14 protein-coding genes and 1 pseudogene are annotated in these 20,698 nt (G+C 72.5%); 6 read left to right on the top strand and 9 right to left on the bottom strand.

All coding sequences use genetic code 11. The features are described from left to right. Positions 1–3: 3 nt before the first annotated feature. The 3 genes from V7E46_RS12160 to V7E46_RS12150 form a co-directional block, all read right to left on the bottom strand. Positions 4–1,482, bottom strand: coding sequence for a protein kinase domain-containing protein (locus V7E46_RS12160; protein WP_443054134.1), 1,479 nt, complete (start codon positions 1,480–1,482; stop codon positions 4–6). Positions 1,483–1,538: 56 nt separating this feature from the next. Continuing rightward, complete coding sequence (locus tag V7E46_RS12155; protein WP_333768434.1) at positions 1,539–2,189, bottom strand: hypothetical protein; 651 nt, start codon at positions 2,187–2,189, stop codon at positions 1,539–1,541. Between the two features lie 93 nt (positions 2,190–2,282). Next, positions 2,283–4,340, bottom strand: a complete 2,058-nt coding sequence (locus V7E46_RS12150; RefSeq protein WP_333768433.1) for an N-6 DNA methylase — start codon at positions 4,338–4,340, stop codon at positions 2,283–2,285. Between the two features lie 198 nt (positions 4,341–4,538). Here V7E46_RS12150 and V7E46_RS12145 point away from each other — a divergent pair, with 198 nt between their 5' ends. Continuing rightward, positions 4,539–5,234: a hypothetical protein gene (locus V7E46_RS12145; RefSeq protein ID WP_333768432.1), complete on the top strand. Its 696-nt coding sequence runs from the start codon at positions 4,539–4,541 to the stop codon at positions 5,232–5,234. Positions 5,235–5,434: 200 nt separating this feature from the next. Further along, positions 5,435–7,018 (top strand): DUF2079 domain-containing protein, encoded by a 1,584-nt coding sequence (locus V7E46_RS12140; protein WP_333768431.1) that lies wholly within the window; start codon positions 5,435–5,437, stop codon positions 7,016–7,018. Here the strand turns inward: V7E46_RS12140 and V7E46_RS12135 are convergent. The 6 genes from V7E46_RS12135 to V7E46_RS12110 form a co-directional block, all read right to left on the bottom strand. Then, positions 7,015–7,956 carry a TolB family protein gene (locus V7E46_RS12135; RefSeq protein ID WP_333768430.1) on the bottom strand — a complete coding sequence of 314 codons (942 nt, stop codon included), beginning with the start codon at positions 7,954–7,956 and terminating at the stop codon, positions 7,015–7,017. The genes V7E46_RS12140 and V7E46_RS12135 overlap by 4 nt on opposite strands. Positions 7,957–8,027: 71 nt before the next feature. Continuing rightward, entirely contained in the window at positions 8,028–11,567 is a 3,540-nt protein-coding gene (gene mfd, locus V7E46_RS12130; protein WP_333768429.1) for a transcription-repair coupling factor, read from the bottom strand. Between the two features lie 299 nt (positions 11,568–11,866). Continuing rightward, positions 11,867–14,437, bottom strand: coding sequence for an ABC transporter permease (locus V7E46_RS12125; protein WP_333768428.1), 2,571 nt, complete (start codon positions 14,435–14,437; stop codon positions 11,867–11,869). Beyond that, positions 14,434–15,222: an ABC transporter ATP-binding protein gene (locus tag V7E46_RS12120; RefSeq protein ID WP_329178412.1), complete on the bottom strand. Its 789-nt coding sequence runs from the start codon at positions 15,220–15,222 to the stop codon at positions 14,434–14,436. The genes V7E46_RS12125 and V7E46_RS12120 overlap by 4 nt, the downstream gene beginning before the upstream one ends. A 404-nt stretch (positions 15,223–15,626) precedes the next feature. Next, positions 15,627–16,121 (bottom strand): SUKH-3 domain-containing protein, encoded by a 495-nt coding sequence (locus tag V7E46_RS12115; protein ID WP_333768427.1) that lies wholly within the window; start codon positions 16,119–16,121, stop codon positions 15,627–15,629. A gap of 8 nt (positions 16,122–16,129) precedes the next feature. Beyond that, complete coding sequence (locus tag V7E46_RS12110) at positions 16,130–16,645, bottom strand: YwqJ-related putative deaminase (protein WP_333768426.1); 516 nt, start codon at positions 16,643–16,645, stop codon at positions 16,130–16,132. A 373-nt stretch (positions 16,646–17,018) separates the two neighbouring features. On the opposite strand from V7E46_RS12110, the gene V7E46_RS12105 reads away from it, so the two are divergent. The 4 genes and pseudogenes from V7E46_RS12105 to V7E46_RS12090 all read left to right on the top strand — a co-directional run. Then, positions 17,019–17,744 carry a sensor domain-containing protein gene (locus V7E46_RS12105; RefSeq protein ID WP_329182536.1) on the top strand — a complete coding sequence of 242 codons (726 nt, stop codon included), beginning with the start codon at positions 17,019–17,021 and terminating at the stop codon, positions 17,742–17,744. Positions 17,745–17,906: 162 nt separating this feature from the next. Further along, the gene (locus tag V7E46_RS12100; RefSeq protein ID WP_333768425.1) at positions 17,907–18,644 is read left to right on the top strand and encodes a hypothetical protein; all 738 of its coding nucleotides are present in this window, start codon (positions 17,907–17,909) and stop codon (positions 18,642–18,644) included. A gap of 163 nt (positions 18,645–18,807) precedes the next feature. Continuing rightward, positions 18,808–19,821 (top strand): SMI1/KNR4 family protein, encoded by a 1,014-nt coding sequence (locus V7E46_RS12095; protein WP_333768424.1) that lies wholly within the window; start codon positions 18,808–18,810, stop codon positions 19,819–19,821. Between the two features lie 7 nt (positions 19,822–19,828). Continuing rightward, positions 19,829–20,698, top strand: a pseudogene (locus V7E46_RS12090) (SUKH-4 family immunity protein); the annotation flags it as partial.

Below are 20,698 nucleotides of genomic sequence, written 5' to 3'. Positions count from 1 at the left end.
TGCCTACCCCTGCACCTGGCCGAGCCAGGACAGCGTTCTGCGGATCTCGGTGGCGAAGGGGTGGTGCGGGCCGTGGACGCGGTCGGCGTCGTAGAGGAGGCGGGTGAGGACCTCACGGGCGGCGGCCCGGTCGCCGACGGACAGCAGCAGATGGGCGGTCCTGCGGCGGATGTCCAGCGGTGTGCCGGGGCTGGTGGTGGCGTACCGCTCGAAGTACGGGAGCAGCACGCGGTATTCGGCCAGCGCCGCCCTGGGGTCGCCGAGGTGCTCCAGGCACTGCGCCGCCTCGTAGCGGAACTGCAGCGCCTGGCGGTCGGCGCCGCCGTACTGCGAGGCGAACTGGTCCGACAGCCGACGCAGTTCGGGCAGCGCGCGGCGGTACTGGCCGTCCTCCATCAGTGTCGCCGCATATTGCTTGCGCAGGGCGCGCAGGACCGGCGAGTGCTCGCCGTGCTTCTCCGCGGCGGCCGGGATGATGCCGCCGAGCAGGTCCACGGCCTGGGTGATCCGGCCCGCGTCGAGCAGCCGCTTGACCTCGTCGACGGCGGTCGCCAGGTCGGCGCCCTTCGGCGCGTGCGCCGGTCGCGGGGGCAGCGGCGGGGGCACGGCCGGGGCCATCGCCACGACCTGGTCGGGCCAGGGCGCCTGGGGCCGCACAAAGGGCCGCGTCGGGTCCAGCGGGCCCGGCGCCCGGTGCACGGAGCCCGGGGGCGGCAGCAACGCGGCCAGCTCGCGGTAGACGTCCTGCGCACCGGCCGGCCGGTGCTGCGGGTCCTTGGCGAGCAGCCGCAGCACAAGGGACTCCAGCGGCTCGGGCACTTCGGGCCGCAGCTGGCGCAGCGGCACGGGCGCCTCGTACAGATGCCGGTGCAGCACGCCGAGCGCCGTGGTGCCCGCGAACGGGACATTGCCGCTGAGCAGTTCGTGGAGCAGCACGCCGAGCGCGTACAGGTCGGTGCGCGGCCCGACCGCGCCGCCCATCGCCTGCTCCGGCGCCATGTACGCCGGGCTGCCGATCGGCGAACCGGTGTGCGTCAGCCGGGTCGTGTCGGTGTCCATCACCGACGCGACTCCCAGGTCGAGCACGGTGAGCGTGCCGTCGGGCCGGACCATCACATTGCGCGGCTTGAGGTCGCGGTGCACTATCGGCACCGCGTGGACCGCGGACAGCACCGCGCACAGCTGGGCGGCCACTGCGACGGCCCACGGCCACGGATACGGCTCGTGCTCGGCGAGATGGTCGCCGAGGTCGGCCCCCTCCACGTACTGCATCACCAGATACAGCTCGTCGCCGTCCGCCCCGGCGTCGTGGACGGTCACCAGGCCGGGGTGGTCGACCTGGGCGGTGACCCGGCACTCCCGGTCGAAGCGCTGCCGCAGCTCGTCGGCGTCCGCGCCGTCGGCGATCTTGTCGGGCCGCAGCAGCTTCACCGCGACCCGGCGGTCCAGCCGCCGGTCGTAGGCGGTCCACACCTGGCCCATGCCGCCCTGGCCGATGACGGTGGCCAGTTCGTACCGGCCGGCGATGAGCCGACCGATCACCGGCCCTCCTCCTTACGGAGGTAGTCGCTCAACTCGTCCAGCTCCGCCCGCACCTGGTTGATCCGCGGCACCGGCGGCCGGTTCGGCACGGGGGTCTGCGCGGACATGGGCGGGGACGTCGGCATCGGGGTGGATGTCGGCATGGGCGTGGGCGTCTGCGTCGGCATGGGCGACTGGGCCTGCATCGGCGCGGGCCGGGGTATCCCGCCGTGCGCCGGACCCCCGTGCACCGGCCCGGGCATCGGTCCGTACCCGGTGGCGTACGGATTCGGCATCCCGTAACCGGCGGGCATCGCGTAGCCGGCCGGCCGGTTGTCCCGCCGCCTGATGTCCATGACGAGGTAATAGGCGGGGGTGCCGAACATGCACACCAGGACGGTCAGCGTGCCGGCGTTGGACTGCCAGGTGTCGGTGTTGTCGTGGGCCAGCCCGACCAGTGTGTAGCCGATGATGATCGCCACGATGTCGAGCACCATCAGCGCCCAGTCCAGCGAGTGCCGGCGCACCACCGCCAGCCGCAACAGCGAACCCCAGGCGAGGAAGCCGAGCGACAGCACCGGCAGAGCGGTGAAGAGCACGCGCAGCCAGATCACGCTCCCGCGAGCGGCGGGTCGGGGCTGCGGCGGGGCGATGCCGGGGCCGTACATCTGGTGCTCCTGGTCGTCGAAGCGGATGACTAGTCGAGAGCGTATCGGCCACAACGGACAGGCGGCGCCGCTTCTGCCCCGGCCTGTGGACAACTACCCGGGCCGCACCGTGCCGTCGGTCAGTCCGTCGTAGAGCCCCTGGACAAGTCGGTCGCCCAGGTGGGTCGCCTGACGCAGCGCCTCCTCGAAGGCCGCCAGTGTGCGGAAGCGCTCGCCGTACCGCCGCTGGTCGGCCAGTGGCAGCCGCGGCACCTGCAGGCGGCGCACGTCGAGCCGGGTGGATGTCGAAGCGAAACTGCTGGCCTGGCGGGTGTTGGCGGTGCCGCGCAGGAACCCGGCGAGGAACCACGGATCGAGGGCCGTGGTGTCCGGACGGAGCAGGTACACGTTGCGGCCCAGGGCGGCGCCGGCCGTCGCACCGTCCACCACCCGGGCCACCGCGCCGCCGCCCAGGACCGGCACCACCACGTCGCCTTCCGCGACAAGCACCGGCTCCTCGAAGGAACCGTCCGGCCGGCCCGGCGGCAGCAGGCCTGTCGGGTCGCCGCCCGCGGCCACGTCGTGCTCGGTCAGCACGGCGTGGCGGGCCGCTGAACCGTCCACGGGAGCGGTGCCCCCGCCGCCCGCGCGCATCACCAGGGCGCCGGCCCGGGCGAGTTCGCCGACGGTCGTGGTCGGCCAGCGGGCGGGCTCCCCCGCCGCCGGAGGCGCCGGGGCTATCTCCGCGGTCCGGCGCAGCGTCTTCGCCAGCAGGTCCCGCACGGACTCCAGCGCGGCGGCGCCGCCGTCCGCGGCAGCTGGCGGCAGATGCCGGGCGGGGGTCACGTCCACGTCGTCGTCGAGCAGTTCGATGACGGGCAGTGTGCGGCTGACGCCGGGGCGGCCTTGCACCGTACCGTGCCGGTCGAACGCCGCCCACGCCTCCAGGACGGCCGCGCTGACGGCGTACCAGGGCGCCTTCTCCGCCCCGTGTCCCGGTATGCCGGCCGCGTCGAACAGCAGCAGCTCCGCCGGAGGCCGCCGATCGGGGTCCGGTTTGCGCAGCACCCACAGGTGGAGCGGCAGTCCGTGCGGCGGAGCTGCTCCCGCGGGCAGCGCCACGACCGCGCGCAGCGCACCGCGGCGCAAGAGGTCGGCGCGCACACGGCGGCCGGACCGGCGGGACGCGGCGGCCGGAGGCATGAGCATCACGACGGTGCCTCCGTCGCGGACATGGGCAAGGGAGTGCTGCAGCCAGGCCAGCTCCGACTCGGTGCGGGCCGGGAAACCGTACTCCCAGCGCGGGTCGTAACCCAGCTCGTCGTAACCCCAGTTGCGGTCGTTGAACGGCGGGTGGCACAGCACGGTGTCGACGGTCACCCCGCGGAAGGCGTCCTGCCGCAGGCTGTCGCCCGGTCCGACCCGGATACGGACGGCCGGGTCGGAGCCGATCGCGAGCCGCAGCGCGGTGAGCGACGCCAGCTCGGGATCGATCTCCTGCCCGTGCACGGCCCCGCTGGCGGCCGAGGCGCGCAGCAGGGCTCCGCTGCCGCAGGCGGGATCGAGCACACTGCCTGGCCGGTCGCCGACGAGCGCGGCCATCAGCTCGGCCGGTCCCTGCGGGGTGAGGGTGAACTGCCGCGGATTGGCGTCCAGATAGCGGCCGAACAGGAACTCGTAGGTCTGCGCCGGGCCGGTGTCCTGAGCGAACTTCGCGGTCGTGCGCAGCAGGGGCAGGGCGTCGTCGATCCGGTCAGGCAGCCGCACTGGATGCTCCGGGCCGAAGCGCGCCGCCAGGGCCTTTTCCATGTCGGCCGGCAGGCGGGCGGCCAACTCGTCGTCGGACGCGGCACTGTAGCTGACCGAGAAGCCGGGGTCCCCCTGGAAGACCATCAGCATCGATCCCGCGACGCGCAGCGCGGCCGGCACACCGTCGGGGTGGCTGCCGGCCCGCTGCCACAACCGCTCGTGCAGCGGCACGGAAGGCAGCTTGCCCTGGTCGTGGAGCCAGCGCTCGACGGCGGTCAACTCGTAGGTGGGGCTGGTGTCGGACCCGCCGACGGGCCTGGGGAAGTCGTCGTGGCGCCGGCGCCAGTTGCTGACGGCGGCCCTTCCGACGCCGGCCAGCCTGGCGATTCCCGCCGCTGTCACCTCACTCGCGTGCTCGGGCACGGTCCTCTCCTTCCCCGCTCGTCCGCGATGCCTGTGTTCGTGTGAGCGAGCATACCCAGCGAGCGTGGTCGAACCCCTTCACGGCGTGAACATCACTCTTTCGAGAATCACTGTTGACTGAGTTCACAGTCAGATGCTCTCATGGTGACAACGGTTCACAGGGTCATCGAGGCCCGCCGAGCAATGGGGGGAATTCCCATGTCCACGTCGTCTCTCGTCCGGCTCGCCGCTGCGGGCACCGTCGCTGCCGTCCTCACGATCGGCGCGGCGGCCTGCGGTCCTGCGGACGGTTCCGCTTCCTCGCCCGGCTCCTCCGGCCCGGCCGGCGGCAAGGCGACCACCGCCGCCTCGTCCGCACCCGCGTCCGCGCCCGCCAAGAGGAAAGAGGACAAGCCGGCCGCCAAGCCGGCCTTCAAGGGCGACGGCACCTTCCAGGTCGGCACCGACATCCAGCCCGGCACGTACAAGACCAGTGGGAACGCCGACGGCATGTGCTACTGGGAGCGGGCCAAGGACGCCAAGGGCGAGGTGGACTCGATCCTGGCGAACGACAACGTGACCGGCAGCAGCTACGTGACGATCAAGAAGACCGACAAGATCTTCAAGACGACCGACTGCAAGGACTGGTTCACCGCCGGCGCCGACAAACCCGGCACTCCGAAGACGTCGATGCCCGGCGACGGCATGTTCAAGGTGGGCACGGACATAGCCGCCGGCACGTACAAGACCAGCGGCGGGGACGCGTGCTACTGGGAGCGGGCCAAGGACGCGCTGCACGGGGTGGACTCGATATCCGCGAATGACAACGTCACCGGCGCGTCCGTGGTCACGATCGCCCGCGGCGACGCCTACTTCAAGACATCCGGCTGCGGCGCGTGGACCAAGACCGGCTGACCCGTACGACCGGCTCGCCCGGCCCCTGACCGGCAGGGGAGGCGGGCAGAAGGGCGGACCGGGGTACGGGACGGAGGGCAGGCCGCGGGGGGACCGGGACAGGTGGGCGAAGGTCCGGTCCTCCCCATGGGTCCCGCGAGGACAGTCTCGTCCCGTATCTTTTCCGCAGACCCCGACCCCGCTTCCTCGGGAGGACGACGATGGACAGGGCCGAGGCCGTCATACCCCAGCAGAGCGGCGAGTCCGCGCCGCGTGCCGCCTCACCGGGCGCCGCCGGCCTTGCGGGGCTGAGACTGCGCCTCGCGGGGGTGCGGCCGGACCCGTATCTGCTGGGCGTCGTCTTCTTCGTCGCCTACGTCCTGCTGTCGCTGGTCCGGTATCGCCGGATGCTGACGATGTCGTGGGACCTGGGCATCTTCGAGCAGGCGGTACGCGGCTACGCGCACCTCCAGGCGCCGACCACACCGCTGAAGGGCCCCGGGTTCAATGCGCTCGGCGACCACTTCAGCCCGATCACGGCACTGATAGCGCCCTTCTACCGGGTCTTCCCGACCCCGGCGACGCTGCTGGTGGCCCAGGCGCTGCTGTTCGCGCTGTCGGTGGTTCCGGTCACCCGGGGCGCCGGCCTGCTGCTCGGGCGGGGGCGCGGGCTGGCCGTGGGCGCGGCGTACGGGCTGTCGTGGGGGGTGCAGCGGGCGGTCGACTTCGACTTCCACGAGATCGCCTTCGCGATGCCGCTGCTGGCCTTCTCGCTGGAGGCGGTGATCCGCAGGCGCTGGGGCGCCGCGATGTGGTGGGCGCTGCCGCTGGTGCTGGTCAAGGAGGACCTGGGCGTTACGGCCGCGACGATCGGCGCGATCGTGTGGTGGCGAACACGGGAGACCGGGGTGCCCGACGCGGCCGTCCCGGCGCAGGCCGGGGCGCCGGACGAGGAGCAGTCGGCCGGTGCGGACAAGGACGGGGACAAGGACGAGGCACCGGAAGGAGGTGACCAGGTGGAGGCGCCGCTGAGCGACGCGCAGCGTTACGGACCATGGGCGATCGGGCTGATGGGCTTCGGGGTGGCGGCATCCGCGCTGGCCCTCGGTGTGCTGATCCCGGCCTTCCACGGCCCCGGCTACGACGCGTTCAACCACATCAACGGTGACGGCACGATGACCGGGCACGTCCCGTTCGGCACCGCGCTGCGGACCCTGCTGTGGATACTGCTGCCGACCAGCGGGCTGCTGGCGCTGCGGTCACCGCTGATCGTGGCGGCGCTGCCGACCATCGGCTGGCGGTTCCTGTCGCACTACCCGGAGAACTGGGGCACGGCCTGGCACTACAGCGCGGTGCTGATGCCGGTGATCTTCCTGGCCCTCGTGGACGCGGCGGACCGCTCCCGGCAGAGCCGGCGGCCGTGGCTGCGGTCGTACGCGTCCGGGGTGCCGGCCGCGGCCGTCGGGGCGGCGATGGCGCTGACCTTGTCGCTGCCGCTGGCGTCGCTCAGCCACAGCGACACCTACAAGGTCGACGCGCGCACCAAGTCGGTGGAAAAGCTGCTGGACCTGATACCCGACGGCGCCACCGTGGAGGCGAACGTCGGACCGATCAGCCGGCTGGTGCACCGCACCACCGTCTACTGGGTCGGCGGTGCGACCGGGGTGGTGCCCCAGTACATCGCGCTGGACAACTCCAGCGGATGGGTGCCGGACCCGGTGACCTACGGCACGCAGCTGCACCCGGGCGCGACGTACACGCAGATAGCCGCTCAGGACGGCTATGTGATCCTGCGCCGCACCTAGGACCTGTCCGACGGCTCGCCGACCGGGTAGTCGACGTAGGCGAAGCGGCGGCTGTCGGGGGACCAGCTGTTGACGTTGAGGCTGCCCTGGCCGCCGAAGAAGGCGAGCAGGTCGCGGGGCGGGCCGCCGGCGGAGTCCAGGAGTCGCAGGACGACGTCGCGGTCGGCGGGGTGGCCCTCGGTGCCGGGCGGGAAGCTGATGTAGAGGATGTGCCGTCCGTCGGGGGAGGGATGGGGGAACCAGTTGACGCGTTCGTCGGAGGTCAGCCGGGTCAGCTCCGAGCCGTCGGGGCGCATCCGGAAGAGCTGGGCGTGACCGGGGGCGGTGGCGCCGTGCTCGGAGTTGAAGAGGATCCAGCCGCCGTCCGGGGTGAATTCCGGGCCGTCCGCGGGGGCCGGGCTGTCGGTCAGCCGGGTGTCGGGGCCGCCGGCGGCCGGGAGGGTGAAGATGTTGCGGTAGCCCCATTCGTCACCGCCGTGGGGCTCGACGCCGACGTAGGACAGGGTCAGCCCGTCAGGTGAGACGCCGTGCAGGAAGTGGCGGAAGGGGCCAGGGGCGTGGTCGTTGGTGACGCGGCGGGCGGGGCCGCCGGTGAAGGGCACCGCGTGGATGTGCCCGTCGCCGGCCGACAGGTAGATGGTGGCGCCGTCCGGCGACAGCACGTGGTCGTTGTTGGCGTCGGTGATGCCGCCGGTGTCGATGACCTCGGGCAGCACGCCGTCGCCGGGGGCGGCGTCGGCGGGGATCCGCAGCAGCAGGCCGTCCTGGTTGACGACCAGCCAGCGGCCGTCGGGCGACCAGTTGGGCGCCTCCAGGGCGCTGTCCGCGGTCTCGTGGACCAGCCGCGGCTCGCCGCCGTCGATGTCACCGACCAGCAGCCGGGCGCGCTGCCCGGGAGCCAGCGGCCGTACGTTCGTCCCCGCACCGGTGATCGTCACGCCCGCACTGTAACCGCGGGGGCCGCGGCGACCGCCGGCCGGGGCGGAGGAGGGAAGGGAGAGACAGGGGATTACGTGTCGAGGACGGTGGTCAGGAAGTCGGCGGTCCACTGGAGGAGTTCCCGGCCCACCACCGGCTTGCCGCCGATGCGCGAGGTGGACGGGCGGGGCACCAGGACCTGGCGGGCGGCGGGCTTGAGGACGGCGCGCGGGTGGAGCCGCGACAGCCGCAGCTCCTGCGACTCGCGCAGCTCGACCGGGCCGAAGCGGATGTTGCCGCCCTGCAGGGTGATGTCGCTGACGCCGACCTTGCGGGCCAGCATCCGCAGGCCGGCCACCAGCAGCAGATTCTCCACCGGTTCGGGCAGCGGGCCGTAGCGGTCGACCAGTTCCTCGCGGACGGCGGTGACGTCCTCGGCGGAATTGGCGGCGGCGATGGCGCGGTAGGCCTGCAGCCGCAGCCGTTCACCTGGGGCGTAGTCGTGCGGGACATGGGCGTCGACCGGCAGCTCGATCTTGACCTCGAGCAGCGTCTCCTCCGGCTCGCCGCCCGTCTCCAGGGCCGAGCGGTAGTCGGCGACGGCCTCGCCCACCATCCGGACGTACAGGTCGAAGCCGACGCCCGCGATGTGGCCGGACTGCTCGCCGCCGAGGAGATTGCCCGCGCCGCGGATCTCCAGGTCCTTCATGGCGACGTACATGCCCGCGCCCATCTCGGTGTGCTGGGCGATGGTGGCGAGCCGTTCGTGCGCGGTCTCGGTGAGCGGCTTCTCCGGCGGGTAGAGGAAGTAGGCGTAGCCGCGCTCGCGGGAGCGGCCGACCCTGCCGCGCAGCTGGTGCAGCTGGGACAGGCCGAAGGTGTCGCCGCGCTCGACGATCAGGGTGTTGGCGTTGGGGATGTCGATCCCGGACTCCACGATCGTGGTCGAGACCAGCACGTCGAAGCGCTTCTCCCAGAAGTCGACCACGACCGACTCCAGGGCCGTCTCCCCCATCTGCCCGTGGGCGGTGGCGATCCGCGCCTCCGGCACGATCTCGCGCAGCCGGGCGGCGGCCCGGTCGATGGACTCGACGCGGTTGTGGATGTAGAAGACCTGGCCCTCGCGCAGCAGTTCACGCCGGATGGCGGCGCCGATCTGCTTCTCCTCGTACGGCCCGACGAAGGTGAGCACCGGGTGCCGCTCCTCCGGCGGGGTGGTGATGGTGGACATCTCGCGGATGCCGGTGACCGCCATCTCCAGGGTGCGCGGGATGGGGGTGGCGGACATGGTCAGCACATCGACGTTGGCCCGCAGCTTCTTGAGCTGCTCCTTGTGCTCGACGCCGAAGCGCTGCTCCTCGTCCACCACGACCAGGCCGAGGTCCTTGAAGCGGGTCTCGGAGGAGAAGAGGCGGTGGGTGCCGATGACGATGTCCACCGACCCGTCCAGCAGCCCTTCGAGTACCGCCTTGGCCTCGCTGTCGCTCTGGAAGCGGGACAGCGCCCGCACCTTGACCGGGAACTGCGCGTACCGCTCGGAGAAGGTGCCGAAGTGCTGCTGGACCAGCAGCGTCGTCGGCACCAGCACGGCCACCTGCTTGCCGTCCTGCACCGCCTTGAAGGCCGCCCGCACCGCGATCTCGGTCTTGCCGTAGCCGACATCGCCGCAGATCAGCCGGTCCATCGGGACGGACTTCTCCATGTCCTCCTTGACCTCGGCGATGGTGGTGAGCTGGTCGGGGGTCTCCGCGTAGGGGAAGGCGTCCTCCAGCTCGCGCTGCCAGGGGGTGTCGGGCCCGAAGGTGTAGCCGGGGGCGGCCATCCGGGCCGAATACAGCCGGATCAGGTCGGCCGCGATCTCCTTGACCGCCTTCTTGGCCCGCGCCTTGGTCTTCGTCCAGTCCGCGCCGCCCAGCCGGTGCAGCGTCGGGGCCTCGCCGCCGACGTACTTGGTGATCTGCTCCAGCTGGTCGGTCGGCACGAAGAGCCGGTCGCCCGGCTGGCCGCGCTTGGCCGGGGCGTACTCGACGACCAGATACTCCCGGGTGGCACCCTGGACGGTGCGCTGCACCATCTCCACGTAGCGGCCGACACCGTGCTGCTCGTGCACGATGTAGTCGCCGCCGGCCAGGGTGAGCGGGTCGATGGTCTTGCGGCGCCGGGAGGGCATCCGCCCCATGTCCTTGGTGGACGACCGCTGCCCCGACAGGTCGGTCTCGGTCAGCACCGCGAGCCGCAGCGCCGGATCGATGAAGCCGTGCTCGATCGACCCGGTCGCGACATGCACCACGGAGGGGGCGAGGCCGGTCAGCTCCACGTCGAGCCGGGCCGCGATACCCTCGCCTGCCAGCACCTCCGCGACCCGGGCGGCCGGGCCGTGGCCCTCGGTGACGTAGACCGTCCGCCAGCCGTCGGCGATCCAGCCCTTGGTGTCGGCCAGCGCCCGCGCGGTGTCGCCGCGGTAGAGCTCGGGGGCGCGCATGCCCAGCTTGAGGGTGTCGCCGTCCAGGTCGTCGGCCTCGTCGGCGGCGAAGGGGCTCACCGACCACCACGGCACGCCCAGCTCGCGCGCCCGCTCCCGGACGTCGGCGATCGGCCACAGCGACGCGGCGCCCAGGTCGATCGGCGCCTCGCCGCCGCCCGCCGAGGCCGCCCAGGACGCCTCCAGGAACTCCTGCGAGGTCGCCACCAGGTCGGCGGCCCGCGTCCGTACCCGCTCCGGGTCGCACACCACCGTCATCGACCCGGCGGGCAGCACGTCGAGCAGCAGCTCCATGGAGTCCACCAGCACCGGGGCCAGCGACTCCATGCCCTCGACCGCGATGCCCTCGGCGATCTTGTCCAGCATTTCACGCAGCTCGGGGTGCGCGACGGCCAGCTCGGCGGCCCGCGCCCGTACGTCGTCGGTGAGCAGCAGCTCGCGGCAGGGCGGCGCCCACAGGCCGTGCTCGGCGACTTCGAGGGAGCGCTGGTCGGCCACCTTGAAGTAGCGGATCTCCTCGACCTCGTCGCCCCAGAACTCCACCCGCAGCGGGTGCTCCTCGGTCGGCGGGAAGACGTCGAGGATGCCGCCGCGCACCGCGAACTCGCCGCGCTTCTCGACCAGCTCCACCCGTGCGTACGCCGCCGCCGCCAGGCCGTCGACGACGGTGCCCAGGTCAGCGGTGCTCCCGTTGGTCAGCGCCACGGGCTCCAGGTCGCCCAGCCCTGTGACCTGCGGCTGGAGCACCGAGCGGATCGGGGCGACCACGACCTGTACGGGGCCGGCCGACGGGTCGTCGGCCCGCGGGTGCGCCAGCCGGCGCAGCACCGCGAGCCGACGGCCGACGGTGTCGCTGCGCGGGGACAGCCGCTCGTGCGGCAGCGTCTCCCACGCCGGGTACTCCACCACGGTGTCGGGCGGCAGCATCGAGCGCAGTGCCGCGGCCAGGTCCTCGGTCTCCCGCCCGGTGGCGGTGACGGCGAGCACCGTGCGGTGCGCCTTCGCGGCGAGCGCCGCGACGGCGAGCGGGCGGGCGGCCGGCGGACCGACCAGGTCCACGTGCGGCCGCGATCCGGAGACCGCGGCCTGGACCGCCTCAGCGAGGGCGCTGTCGGCGACGGCTGCGTCGACCAGACCGTTCAGACTCATGAACATTCCGTCCCGGGGTTTACGGGTTGACGCACGCGGGTGCGCTGGGTGTGCGCCGCGCCGCTGTCCCGCGGGCAACGCGAACCGCCCGACACGTGTCACGGGCCGGGGGTCCTTCCAGCGTACGGCCTCCGGCCCGGGTCCACCGCCGGTACACCCCGCCGCGGGCGCCCCGCGCGAGGCGGCGCCCGGCCGGGGCGCGGGGAACGGCGCGGCCCCGGGACGCCGGGAGGGCGTTCCGGGGCCGGAGCCGAGCCGTACCCGAGCCCGGCCGGGAGGCCAGGACCCGGGTACGGGCATCAGTCCGTCGCGATGGCGTTCAGGACGTTCATCCGGCCGGCCCGGAAGGCCGGGAGGAGGGCGGCGAGGAGGCCGACCACCGCGGAGCCGATGAAGACGGTCACGATCGTGGTCCAGGGGATCTGCAGGATGCCCAGGCCCTGCGAGGCCAGCACCTTCTGCCCGGTGGCGCCCCAGCCGAGGCCGAGGCCCAGGCCGACGAGGGCGCCGAAGAGGGCGATGACCACCGACTCCAGCCGGATCATCCGGCGCAGCTGGCGCCGCGAGGTGCCGATGGCCCGCATGAGGCCGATCTCCCGGGTGCGTTCGACCACCGACAGGGCCAGGGTGTTCACCACGCCCAGGATGGCGACGATGATCGCGAGGCCCAGCAGCGCGTAGATCATGTAGAGCAGCTGGTTGACCTGGCTCTGGATCAGGTCCTTGTAGTCGGCCTGGTCGCGGACGTCGATCTGCGGGTAGTCCCTGACGGAGGCCTTGAGCGAGGCGTAGGCCTCCTTCTCCTTGCCGTCCACCGCCTTGGCGAACATCATGAAGTCGCCGGGCATCTTGTCCGCGGGCAGGTAGCTGCGGGCGGTGGCGATGTTGGTGAACATCGACCCGTGCTCGATGGTGGTGTCGTCGCTGGTGATCGCGGCGACCTTGAGGTGCGCGGGCCGCCCGCCGGTCATGACCACGGTCAGCTCGTCGCCGAGCTTGACCTTGTGGTCCTTGGCGAAGCCCTCGGGCACGGACATCGCGTTCGTGCCGTAGGCGTCGGCGAGCTTCCCCTGGACGGTCTTGAGTTCCAGGTCCTGCGGATAGGTCGGGTCCGCCGCGCTCAGGTCGCTCTTGACGGTGCTGCCGGACGGCAGCGTGAGCTTGGCGTTGACCACCGTGTAGTGGGTGAAGTGCGTGATGTCCTTCGTCGCGCCCAGCGCCTTCTCGGCGGCCGGGGTGAGGGTCTGGCTGCCGTTGTTGCCGACCTGGATGATGAAGTCCGCGCCGACCGATTTGTCGAGCTGGTCGTTGGCGGAGGCCACCATGGACGAGCCGACCACCGACATGCCGGCGACCAGCGCGAGGCCGATCATCAGCGCGGAGGCGGTGGCGCCGGTACGCCGCGGGTTCCGCAGCGCGTTGCGCTCGGCGAGGCGTCCCATCGGGCCGAAGAAGCGCAGCACCACCGCACTCACCGCCCGTACGATCACACCGGCCAGCAGCGGGCCGACGATGACGAAGCCGACCAGGGTGAGCAGCACGCCCAGGCCCAGCAGACCGCCGCCGGAGGACGCCTTGTCGGCCTGTCCCGCTGCGACCAGGGCGAGCGCGCCGGCCGCGCAGACCAGGATGCCGATCGCGGCGCGGACCCGTCCGGCCCGGCCGTCCGCGGGAGTGCCGGCGTCCCGCAGCGCGGCCATCGGGGAGATCCGGCCCGCCCGGCGGGCCGGGATGTAGGCGGAGACCACGGTGACGATGACGCCGATGGCCAGGCCGATGGCCGGCGTGGTGGCCTTGATGGTCAGCTGGGAGGTGTCCAGCTTCATCCCGACCTTGCCCATCAGGTTCATCAGCCCGATGGCCAGGCCGATGCCGCCGCCGATGCCGAGGACCGAGCCGGTGACGCCGAGCAGCACCGCCTCGATCAGCACCGACCTGTTGACCTGTCGGCGGCTGGAGCCGAGCGCCCGCATCAGCCCGATCTCCCGGGTGCGCTGGGCGACCAGCATGGAGAAGGTGTTGACGATCAGGAAGATGCCGACCAGGACGGCGATTCCGGCGAAGCCGAGCATCGCGTACTTCATGAAGTTCAGGAAGCTGCCGAGGTCGTCCTGGTCCTTCTTCTTGGTCTCGGCCGCGGTGTCGACGGTGTAGCCGCTGCCGATGGCCGCCTTCACGTTCTGCTTGAGCTGGTCGTCGGTGGTGCCGGCGGCGGCGGTGAGGCCGAAGCCGGTGTATTGCGACGGACTGCCGAGCAGCCTGGCCTGGGCGGTGGCGGTGTCGATGTAGACGACGGCCGCGCCCGGGTTGGTGGTCTTGAAGGTGGCGATGCCGGAGATGGTGACCTTGAAGTCGCCCGGGGCCGCGATGACCCGCAAGGTGTCGCCGATTCCCAGGTGGTGCTTCTTGGCGGTGTCGGCGTCCAGCACCGCCTGGTCGGCGCCCTGCGGGATGTGGCCGGAGGAGATCTCCACGGCCTTGGTCTCGGTCGGATCCCAGTTGCTGACGATGGTCGGGGCGCCGGACGACGGGCTGATCTTGTCGTTCTTCGCGTCGGCGACGGTGACGTCCTGGCTGGTGACGTCGGGGTCGGACTTGGCGACGCCGGCCACGTGCAGCAGCTTCTGCTGGAGCGTGGCGGGGACGGTGTCCGGCAGCCCGGTGGCCTGCGCGTCGTCGACCTTCTTGGCGCTGATGGTGACGTCGGAGGCAGTGGAGCCGAAAAGCTTGTCGAAGGTGGCGGTCATGGTGTCGGTGAACACCAGGGTGCCGCAGACGAACGCCACCGACAGCAGGACGGCGATCGCCGAGAGCGCCATTCTGCCCTTGTGCGCGAAGAAGTTGCGCACCGAGGTCTTGAGGACGGTCATGAGGTCCTCCCGCGGCCGTCGAAGGACTTCATGCGCTCGAGGACGGACTCGGCGGTCGGGTTGGCCATCTCGTCGACGATCCGGCCGTCGGCCAGGTAGAGGACCCGGTCGGCGTACGAGGCGGCGACCGGGTCGTGGGTGACCATGACGATGGTCTGGCCGAGGTCGTCGACCGAGCGGCGCAGGAAGCCGAGGACCTCGGCGCCGGCCCGCGAGTCGAGGTTTCCGGTCGGCTCGTCGCCGAAGATGATCTCCGGGCGGGCAGCCAGGGCGCGGGCGACGGCCACCCGCTGCTGCTGGCCGCCGGACAGCTGGGTCGGGCGGTGCTTGAGCCGGCCGGCCAGGCCGACGGTCTCGACGACCCGGTCGAACCACTCGCGGTCGACCTTGCGGCCCGCGATGTCCATCGGCAGCGTGATGTTCTCCGCCGCGTTGAGGGTCGGGAGCAGGTTGAAGGACTGGAAGATGAAGCCGATCTTGTCCCGCCGCAGCTGGGTGAGCTTCTTGTCCTTCATGCCGGTGATCTCGCTGTCGCCGACCCAGATCCGGCCCTCGGTGACGGTGTCGAGTCCGGCGAGGCAGTGCATGAGCGTGGATTTGCCGGAGCCGGACGGGCCCATGATCGCGGTGAAGCGGCCGCGGACGATGTCCACGTCGACCGCGTCCAGCGCGACGACCCGGGTCTCGCCGGAACCGTACGACTTGGTCACCGAGCGACCCGCAGCGGCAACAGCCGAACGTCCTCCGTTGCCCCCGGCCTTGGGAATCGTTACTGCCGTTGTCACTGTGTCTCCCGTGTCGTTGTGGATCGGCCTGCTGTGTGTACATCAGCCTGCTGGAGCCCGCCGCGCTGCACGATGGGGAAGGTCTCCGTCTTGCCGGTGGGGCTATCCCCACCCCGCCCTATGACCGTAAGGACCGCGTAAGGCGGGAACGTCATCCGCCGGTACGAACCTGGGGTCTCCCCAAGTAGGTGCCTCCCCCTAGGGGAAAACCGGCCGGCGCTCCTACCGGGGTAAGGGGCAGGGGCCGAAAGCCGAGGCAAGGCCGCGGAAAGGGCCCGCGGAGATCCGCGGCAGGGCGGCGCCGCCAAGTCCGCCCGGCCGGCGGCCGGTTCAGCCGCTCGCTCCGGAACCCGGGCGCCCGTTCGGTTCGGCCGGTCGCTCCGGAACCCCGGCGGGCGGCCGGTTCAGTCCGCGGCGAGCGTGAGCCGTGCCGTACGGCCGCCGCCGATCAGCGCGGCGAGCGCCAGGTCGATGTCGGGGCCGGCGTACCAGTCCCCCGCGTGGTCGATGCTGTAGACCCGGCCCTCGGCGTCGATGGCCAGCAGCGCGCCGGAGCCCGGCTCCTCGCCGAGCGGGCTGACCTCGGTCTCCAGCGCCCGGCCGAGGTCGGCGAAGGTCCGCGCCATGTGCAGGCCCAGCGACGGGTCCACGGTGACCGCGCTCGGCGCGACCTGGCCCCCGGGTCCCGAGGCGGCCGGGTAGGCGAGCCCGCCGAATTCGGCCCAGGCCTCGACGGCGGCCGGGAAGACGGCGTGCCGGTGGCCGCCGGGCGACACATGGCCGCGGAGCAGATCGGCCCATTCCTCGGCCTGCTTGATGTCCCAGCGGCCGGGTTCCCAGCCGCCGGCCCGCAGCGCCGCGTCGACGCCGACCGGGAAACGCACACTGACCGCTGCCATCGGGCTGTTCATTCCCCCTCTGCTTCGGCCGCCGGATCGACGGCCCGCACCCCGAAGTGCGCGAGCAGCGGTGCGCAGGAGCGGCACGGCGGGGCGTACGCCCCGTGCGCCGGGTCGCCGTCCTCACGTATCCGGCGGGCCGTCAGTTTCGCCCCGCGCAGCGCCTTGCGCGCCTCGCCCCGGGTCAGCGGGCGGCGCGAGGCCCGCTTGCCGCGCTGCGCCTCGACCGCCGCCAGGTGGCGTGAAATGAGCACCGGCTCCGCGCACCGGCCGGTGAAGCGTTCACGCTGGGCGGCGGGCAGCGCGTCGAGGAACTCCTGCACGATCGGATGCAGGACGGGCGGCTGGTCGCCCTTGGCGCCGGTGCAGGTCAGCACCTCGTCGCGGATGGACAGCGCGGCGGCGACCGCGGGCAGGATGCCGTCCCTGCGGTGCCGCAGCGGCGGCGGTCCCTGCGGGTGCCGCTGCGCGCTCCAGTTCAGCCTGGGGTCGGCGGCCCCCGCCGACGGAAAGTGAGTTGTCATGTTTTCCGTGCATCCCTCCGTCCGCCCGCCGGAGCGGGCGATCCCCCGTATGCCGATCAGAGTGCCAAACGCGCCACGAGATGGGGAAGCGGAACACGTCCCAGCGCCCATTGTGTGTGGGCCATGTCACCGTCGGGTGACCGAACGCCGACACAGCAGGCACAGCGCGTACACGGCGAACACATGAACGTCACATCCGAAGGACGTACGCGCGAACGACGCCGTACACCGCGGCGGCGCGACAGGGGCGCCGCACAGCCGGGACACAGCGTCCGGCCCGGCATGGACGCAAGGCACCGCGGGCAGGGAGGATCGGCATCCGGCCCGCGCCCGCGGGTCCCCCCACACCGCCGAACCAGGGAATGTGACCTCGATGCACAAGACCCGGCTCCGTCTGGCCGCGGCCGCGCTGCCCGCGCTGCTGCTCGCCGCCGCCTGCTCGTCCTCCACCGACTCCACGAAGGACGCCGACGGCCCGCCGACCGTACTGGCCGGCAAGGCGCCGCTGACCACCGAGCAGCTCAGCAAGGCCCTGGTCACCGACTCCGACGTGCCCGGCTGGACGGTTCAGCCCTCGCAGACGGCCGACTCCTCCGACACCTCCAGGCTGACCGCGGACAAGCCGGTCTGCCAGCCGCTGGCCGACATCACCAGCAGCAATCCGACGATCCACCGGATGGCGTTCATCGGTGCCGCCTTCGCCAAGACCACGGCGACCAGCGGCGCCACCCCGGAGGTCATCAACCAGATGCTGGTGGCCAGCCACGCACCGGGCGACGCGAAGAAGGTCATCGCCTCGGTGAAGACCGCGCTCGCCGGCTGCACGGGCTTCACCGCCACCGACAGCACCGGCACGAAGACCCCGTTCACCATCAGCAAGGGCCCGGCGGTGCCGACCGGCGACGAGTCGGTGGCCTACGTGATGAACGACGCCGCGGACAAGAAGACCGGCGCCGCGCTGGTGGCCGTCGTGCAGACCGGCGACACCGTGACCGCGTACCTGTCGGTGAAGTCCAGCGGCGGCGCGGGGCCGCTGCCCATCGAGGTGGCGCGCAAGCAGAGCGACAAGCTCAAGGCGGCGCTCGCGGCCAGGAAGTAGCGCGGCGCGGGGCGCCCGGCCGCAACCGGCCTGTGAGCAGCCCCACAGCGGAAAGGGCGGCCCCGTTGCCGTAAAGTCGCGCGGCAACGGGCCGCCGCCGCCCGTGGGACCGCCGCCGCCCGTGGGACGCCGGGGACGGACACGACACAGGGGATCGCACCGATGCCGATACGCGCAGACCATCGCCTACTGACCGGTAGGCGGGCCGTGGCCGCCGCCGCGCTGCTGCCCGCCCTCGCGCTCGCCACCGGCTGCGGCGGCGGCGGTGACAGCGGCAAGGACAAGCCGGGGCCGGTCAAGGCGTCGGGCGCGGTGTCCATCGCCAAGCTGACGTCGGCGCTGCTGACCTCCTCCGACCTGCCGCACGTGCAGGTGCTGCCGGCCGGCAGCAAGCAGCAGTTGCTCGGCGAGGCGCAGAAGGCCGACACGGCGGCCTGCCAGCCGGTGCTCGACCAGTGGAGCAGCCAGCCCAAGCACCCGCGGCAGACCTACACCGGCGCGATGGTGACCGACACCACGGACAAGGACAAGGGCGCCAAGGAGATCTCGCTGACCGTCATCGCCTCCTACAAGCCGGGCGACGCGACCGCGGTCCTGACCGAGCTGGCCGCCTCGGTGGCCGCCTGCCACGGTTTCGGCGTGGTGCGCGGCGGCGTCACCACCTATTTCGAGGTACGGCCCGCGACCACCGCGCCGGGGCTCGGCGACCAGCAGGTCACGTACACGATCGGCGACCCCGCCAAGGGCGCCGCGGGCCAGGTGCTGGTCACCGTGGCCAGGGCCGGCGACGCGACGGCGGCGTACGAGACGGTGCGCGCCGACCACAAGCCGGCGACGCTGCGCCGCACGATCCCGGTCAAGCAGGTCGACAAGCTCCGCGCCGCGGCCAAGGGCGGCTGAGCACGGCCCGGCAGGCGCGTAAGGCGCGGCAATGTGCCGCGCGGGACCGCCGTGCCCGGCCGTGTCCCGCACCGGCGCAAGGGCCGGTCAGCGCACCTGCGACAGGCCAGGACATCAGGCCCTAGGCTGTCGTCATCACCCGTACGCACCAGGGGGCAGAGTCATGACGACAGGTCGGCAAGGGCTGGGGGCAGCGCCTCCCGACCCCGGAGCGGGAGGCAGGACCGTGCCGCCGAACGCGGCCTACGCCGGACAGGTCGTGCACTTCCCCGACCCGCTGCGGGCCGGCCGCCACCCGCAGGGTGTCTGGATCGACGACGAGGGGCACCCCGACTTCTCGCCGTACGCCCGTGCCGCGGCCGAGATAGCCGAGCCGCCCGAGGGATTCGGCATCGACGAACTGCGGCTGACCGACTATGTGTCGGCCAATGCCGCGCTGCACGCCTCGGGCCACGAGCTGTGGGGCAGCCTGCCCCCGGTGGCCACCCCGCACGGCTGGACCTGGCACCACGTGGCGGGCACCCGCCGGCTCGAACTGGTCCCCGTCGGGGTCAAGGCGCTGCTGCGGCACCACGCCGGGCTCGCGGAATCCGTCGCGGACCACGCCAAGCGCGGCACACGCCCGCTCCAGGAGACCAGGCCGGTGCATTTCGCGCTGCCCAAGGACCCGGCGGCGGTCAGCGAGGCGCAGGTGCGGGACGTCGAGGAGGAGTTGGGCTACCGGCTGCCGGGCTCGTACCGGGCCTTCCTGAAGGCGGCGGGCGGCTGCGCACCGCGCGGGGTCGCGCTCGACCCGGAGCTGGGGCTGCTGATCGACCAGCCGTTCTTCACCGTCCGCGACACTGCGGCGGCCAATGACCTGGTCTACGTCAACAAGTGCCTGCGCGACCACCTCACCAAGGACTACCTGGCCATCGGCTACATCCAGGGCGGCCTGCTCGCGGTGAAGGTGAGGGGCGAGGGCACGGGCTCGGTGTTCTTCTGCTCCTACGACGACGCGCGCGACGGCGAGCGCTGGGACAGCCCGGCCGACCGGGTGGCCGAACTGCTGCTGCCCTGCGGCGACTCGGTCGACGCCTTCCTGCTGCGCCTCGCGGGCAATCCGCCGGAGCTGGAGACGGTCGCGAACCTGATGGTCGACGGCGGTTTCGCCACCGCCGTCGCGGTGGAGGGGTGAGCCGGACATGGTGACTTTCGCTCAGGCGCAGGAGCGCGCGGAGCACTGGATCAACGGCGATGTGCCGCCGTATCAGCACCGCGAGATCCGGGTCCGGGAATTCGACCTCGGCTTCGTCGTCTGGTCCGAGCCGCGCGAAGGCGGCCCTTCGGCGGACGACGGCGGCGACGTCAGGGTGGTCATCGCCCGTGACAGCGGGGACGCCACCTTGTGGCCCGCCCTGCCCGTAGGCGAACTGATCCGCCGCTATGAGGAGGAGTACGGCGCAGTGCCGAACGACGCGGCGCCCGAGCCGCCCCAGCGCATCGACCTGGAGGCGACGTCCTTCCTGCTGAGCCCGCCGCAGTGGCTCCAGGACGCGGCCGACCGGATGGGCATCCCCGACCGCAGGGCGGACACCGGCAGCCGGCCTGAGCCCGGCGGCAGCGACGGGGCGGGGACGCCCTCGGGCGACTCCTCGGGCCGGATCGACTACCGGCGGCCCGCCGCCGCGCAGAGCGCGCCCCAGGAGCCGGGAGACGCCGACCAGCGGCGGCCCGCCGCCGCGTCCGAGGAGTCGGGCGGCATCGACTACGTCCGCAGGTCGGCCGCCGTGCCCGGACAGGAAACGCCGCAGGAAGCGCCGCAGGAAGGCGACAGCTGGGCGGGCAAGACGGTCAGCGACACGGGCGAGGGCCAGTCGGTGCCGGTCCCCGCGACCGTCTTCGCGCCGCCGATCAGCGGCGCGGACCTGCCCGAGGAGGAGCCGCGGCACGGTGCGTCCGAGGCGCGGACCAAGCTGCTGCCCGGCGGCAGCGGTTCGCCCGAGCCGCTGCCCGCCCCGCCCGCGCGGCCGGGTCCGCCCGCGCCTGCCCCGGCGCAGGGCGGTGTGCCGCAC

The sequence above is a fragment of the Streptomyces sp. IBSBF 2435 genome (assembly GCF_036815005.1).
Taxonomy (GTDB): Bacteria; Actinomycetota; Actinomycetes; order Streptomycetales; family Streptomycetaceae; genus Actinacidiphila.
This window is presented reverse-complemented; position numbering and strand designations above follow the sequence as displayed.

Bases quoted from the DNA above. Each gene is read 5' to 3' on its own strand.
- V7E46_RS12160 (WP_443054134.1), bottom strand. From the start codon at position 1,482: ATGGGCCAGGTGTGGACCGCCTACGACCGGCGGCTGGACCGCCGGGTC.
- V7E46_RS12155 (WP_333768434.1), bottom strand. From the start codon at position 2,189: ATGTACGGCCCCGGCATCGCCCCGCCGCAGCCCCGACCCGCCGCTCGC.
- V7E46_RS12145 (WP_333768432.1), top strand. From the start codon at position 4,539: ATGTCCACGTCGTCTCTCGTCCGGCTCGCCGCTGCGGGCACCGTCGCT.
- V7E46_RS12140 (WP_333768431.1), top strand. From the start codon at position 5,435: ATGGACAGGGCCGAGGCCGTCATACCCCAGCAGAGCGGCGAGTCCGCG.
- mfd (WP_333768429.1), bottom strand. From the start codon at position 11,567: ATGAGTCTGAACGGTCTGGTCGACGCAGCCGTCGCCGACAGCGCCCTC.
- V7E46_RS12125 (WP_333768428.1), bottom strand. From the start codon at position 14,437: ATGACCGTCCTCAAGACCTCGGTGCGCAACTTCTTCGCGCACAAGGGC.
- V7E46_RS12115 (WP_333768427.1), bottom strand. From the start codon at position 16,121: ATGGCAGCGGTCAGTGTGCGTTTCCCGGTCGGCGTCGACGCGGCGCTG.
- V7E46_RS12110 (WP_333768426.1), bottom strand. From the start codon at position 16,645: ATGACAACTCACTTTCCGTCGGCGGGGGCCGCCGACCCCAGGCTGAAC.
- V7E46_RS12105 (WP_329182536.1), top strand. From the start codon at position 17,019: ATGCACAAGACCCGGCTCCGTCTGGCCGCGGCCGCGCTGCCCGCGCTG.
- V7E46_RS12100 (WP_333768425.1), top strand. From the start codon at position 17,907: ATGCCGATACGCGCAGACCATCGCCTACTGACCGGTAGGCGGGCCGTG.
- V7E46_RS12095 (WP_333768424.1), top strand. From the start codon at position 18,808: ATGACGACAGGTCGGCAAGGGCTGGGGGCAGCGCCTCCCGACCCCGGA.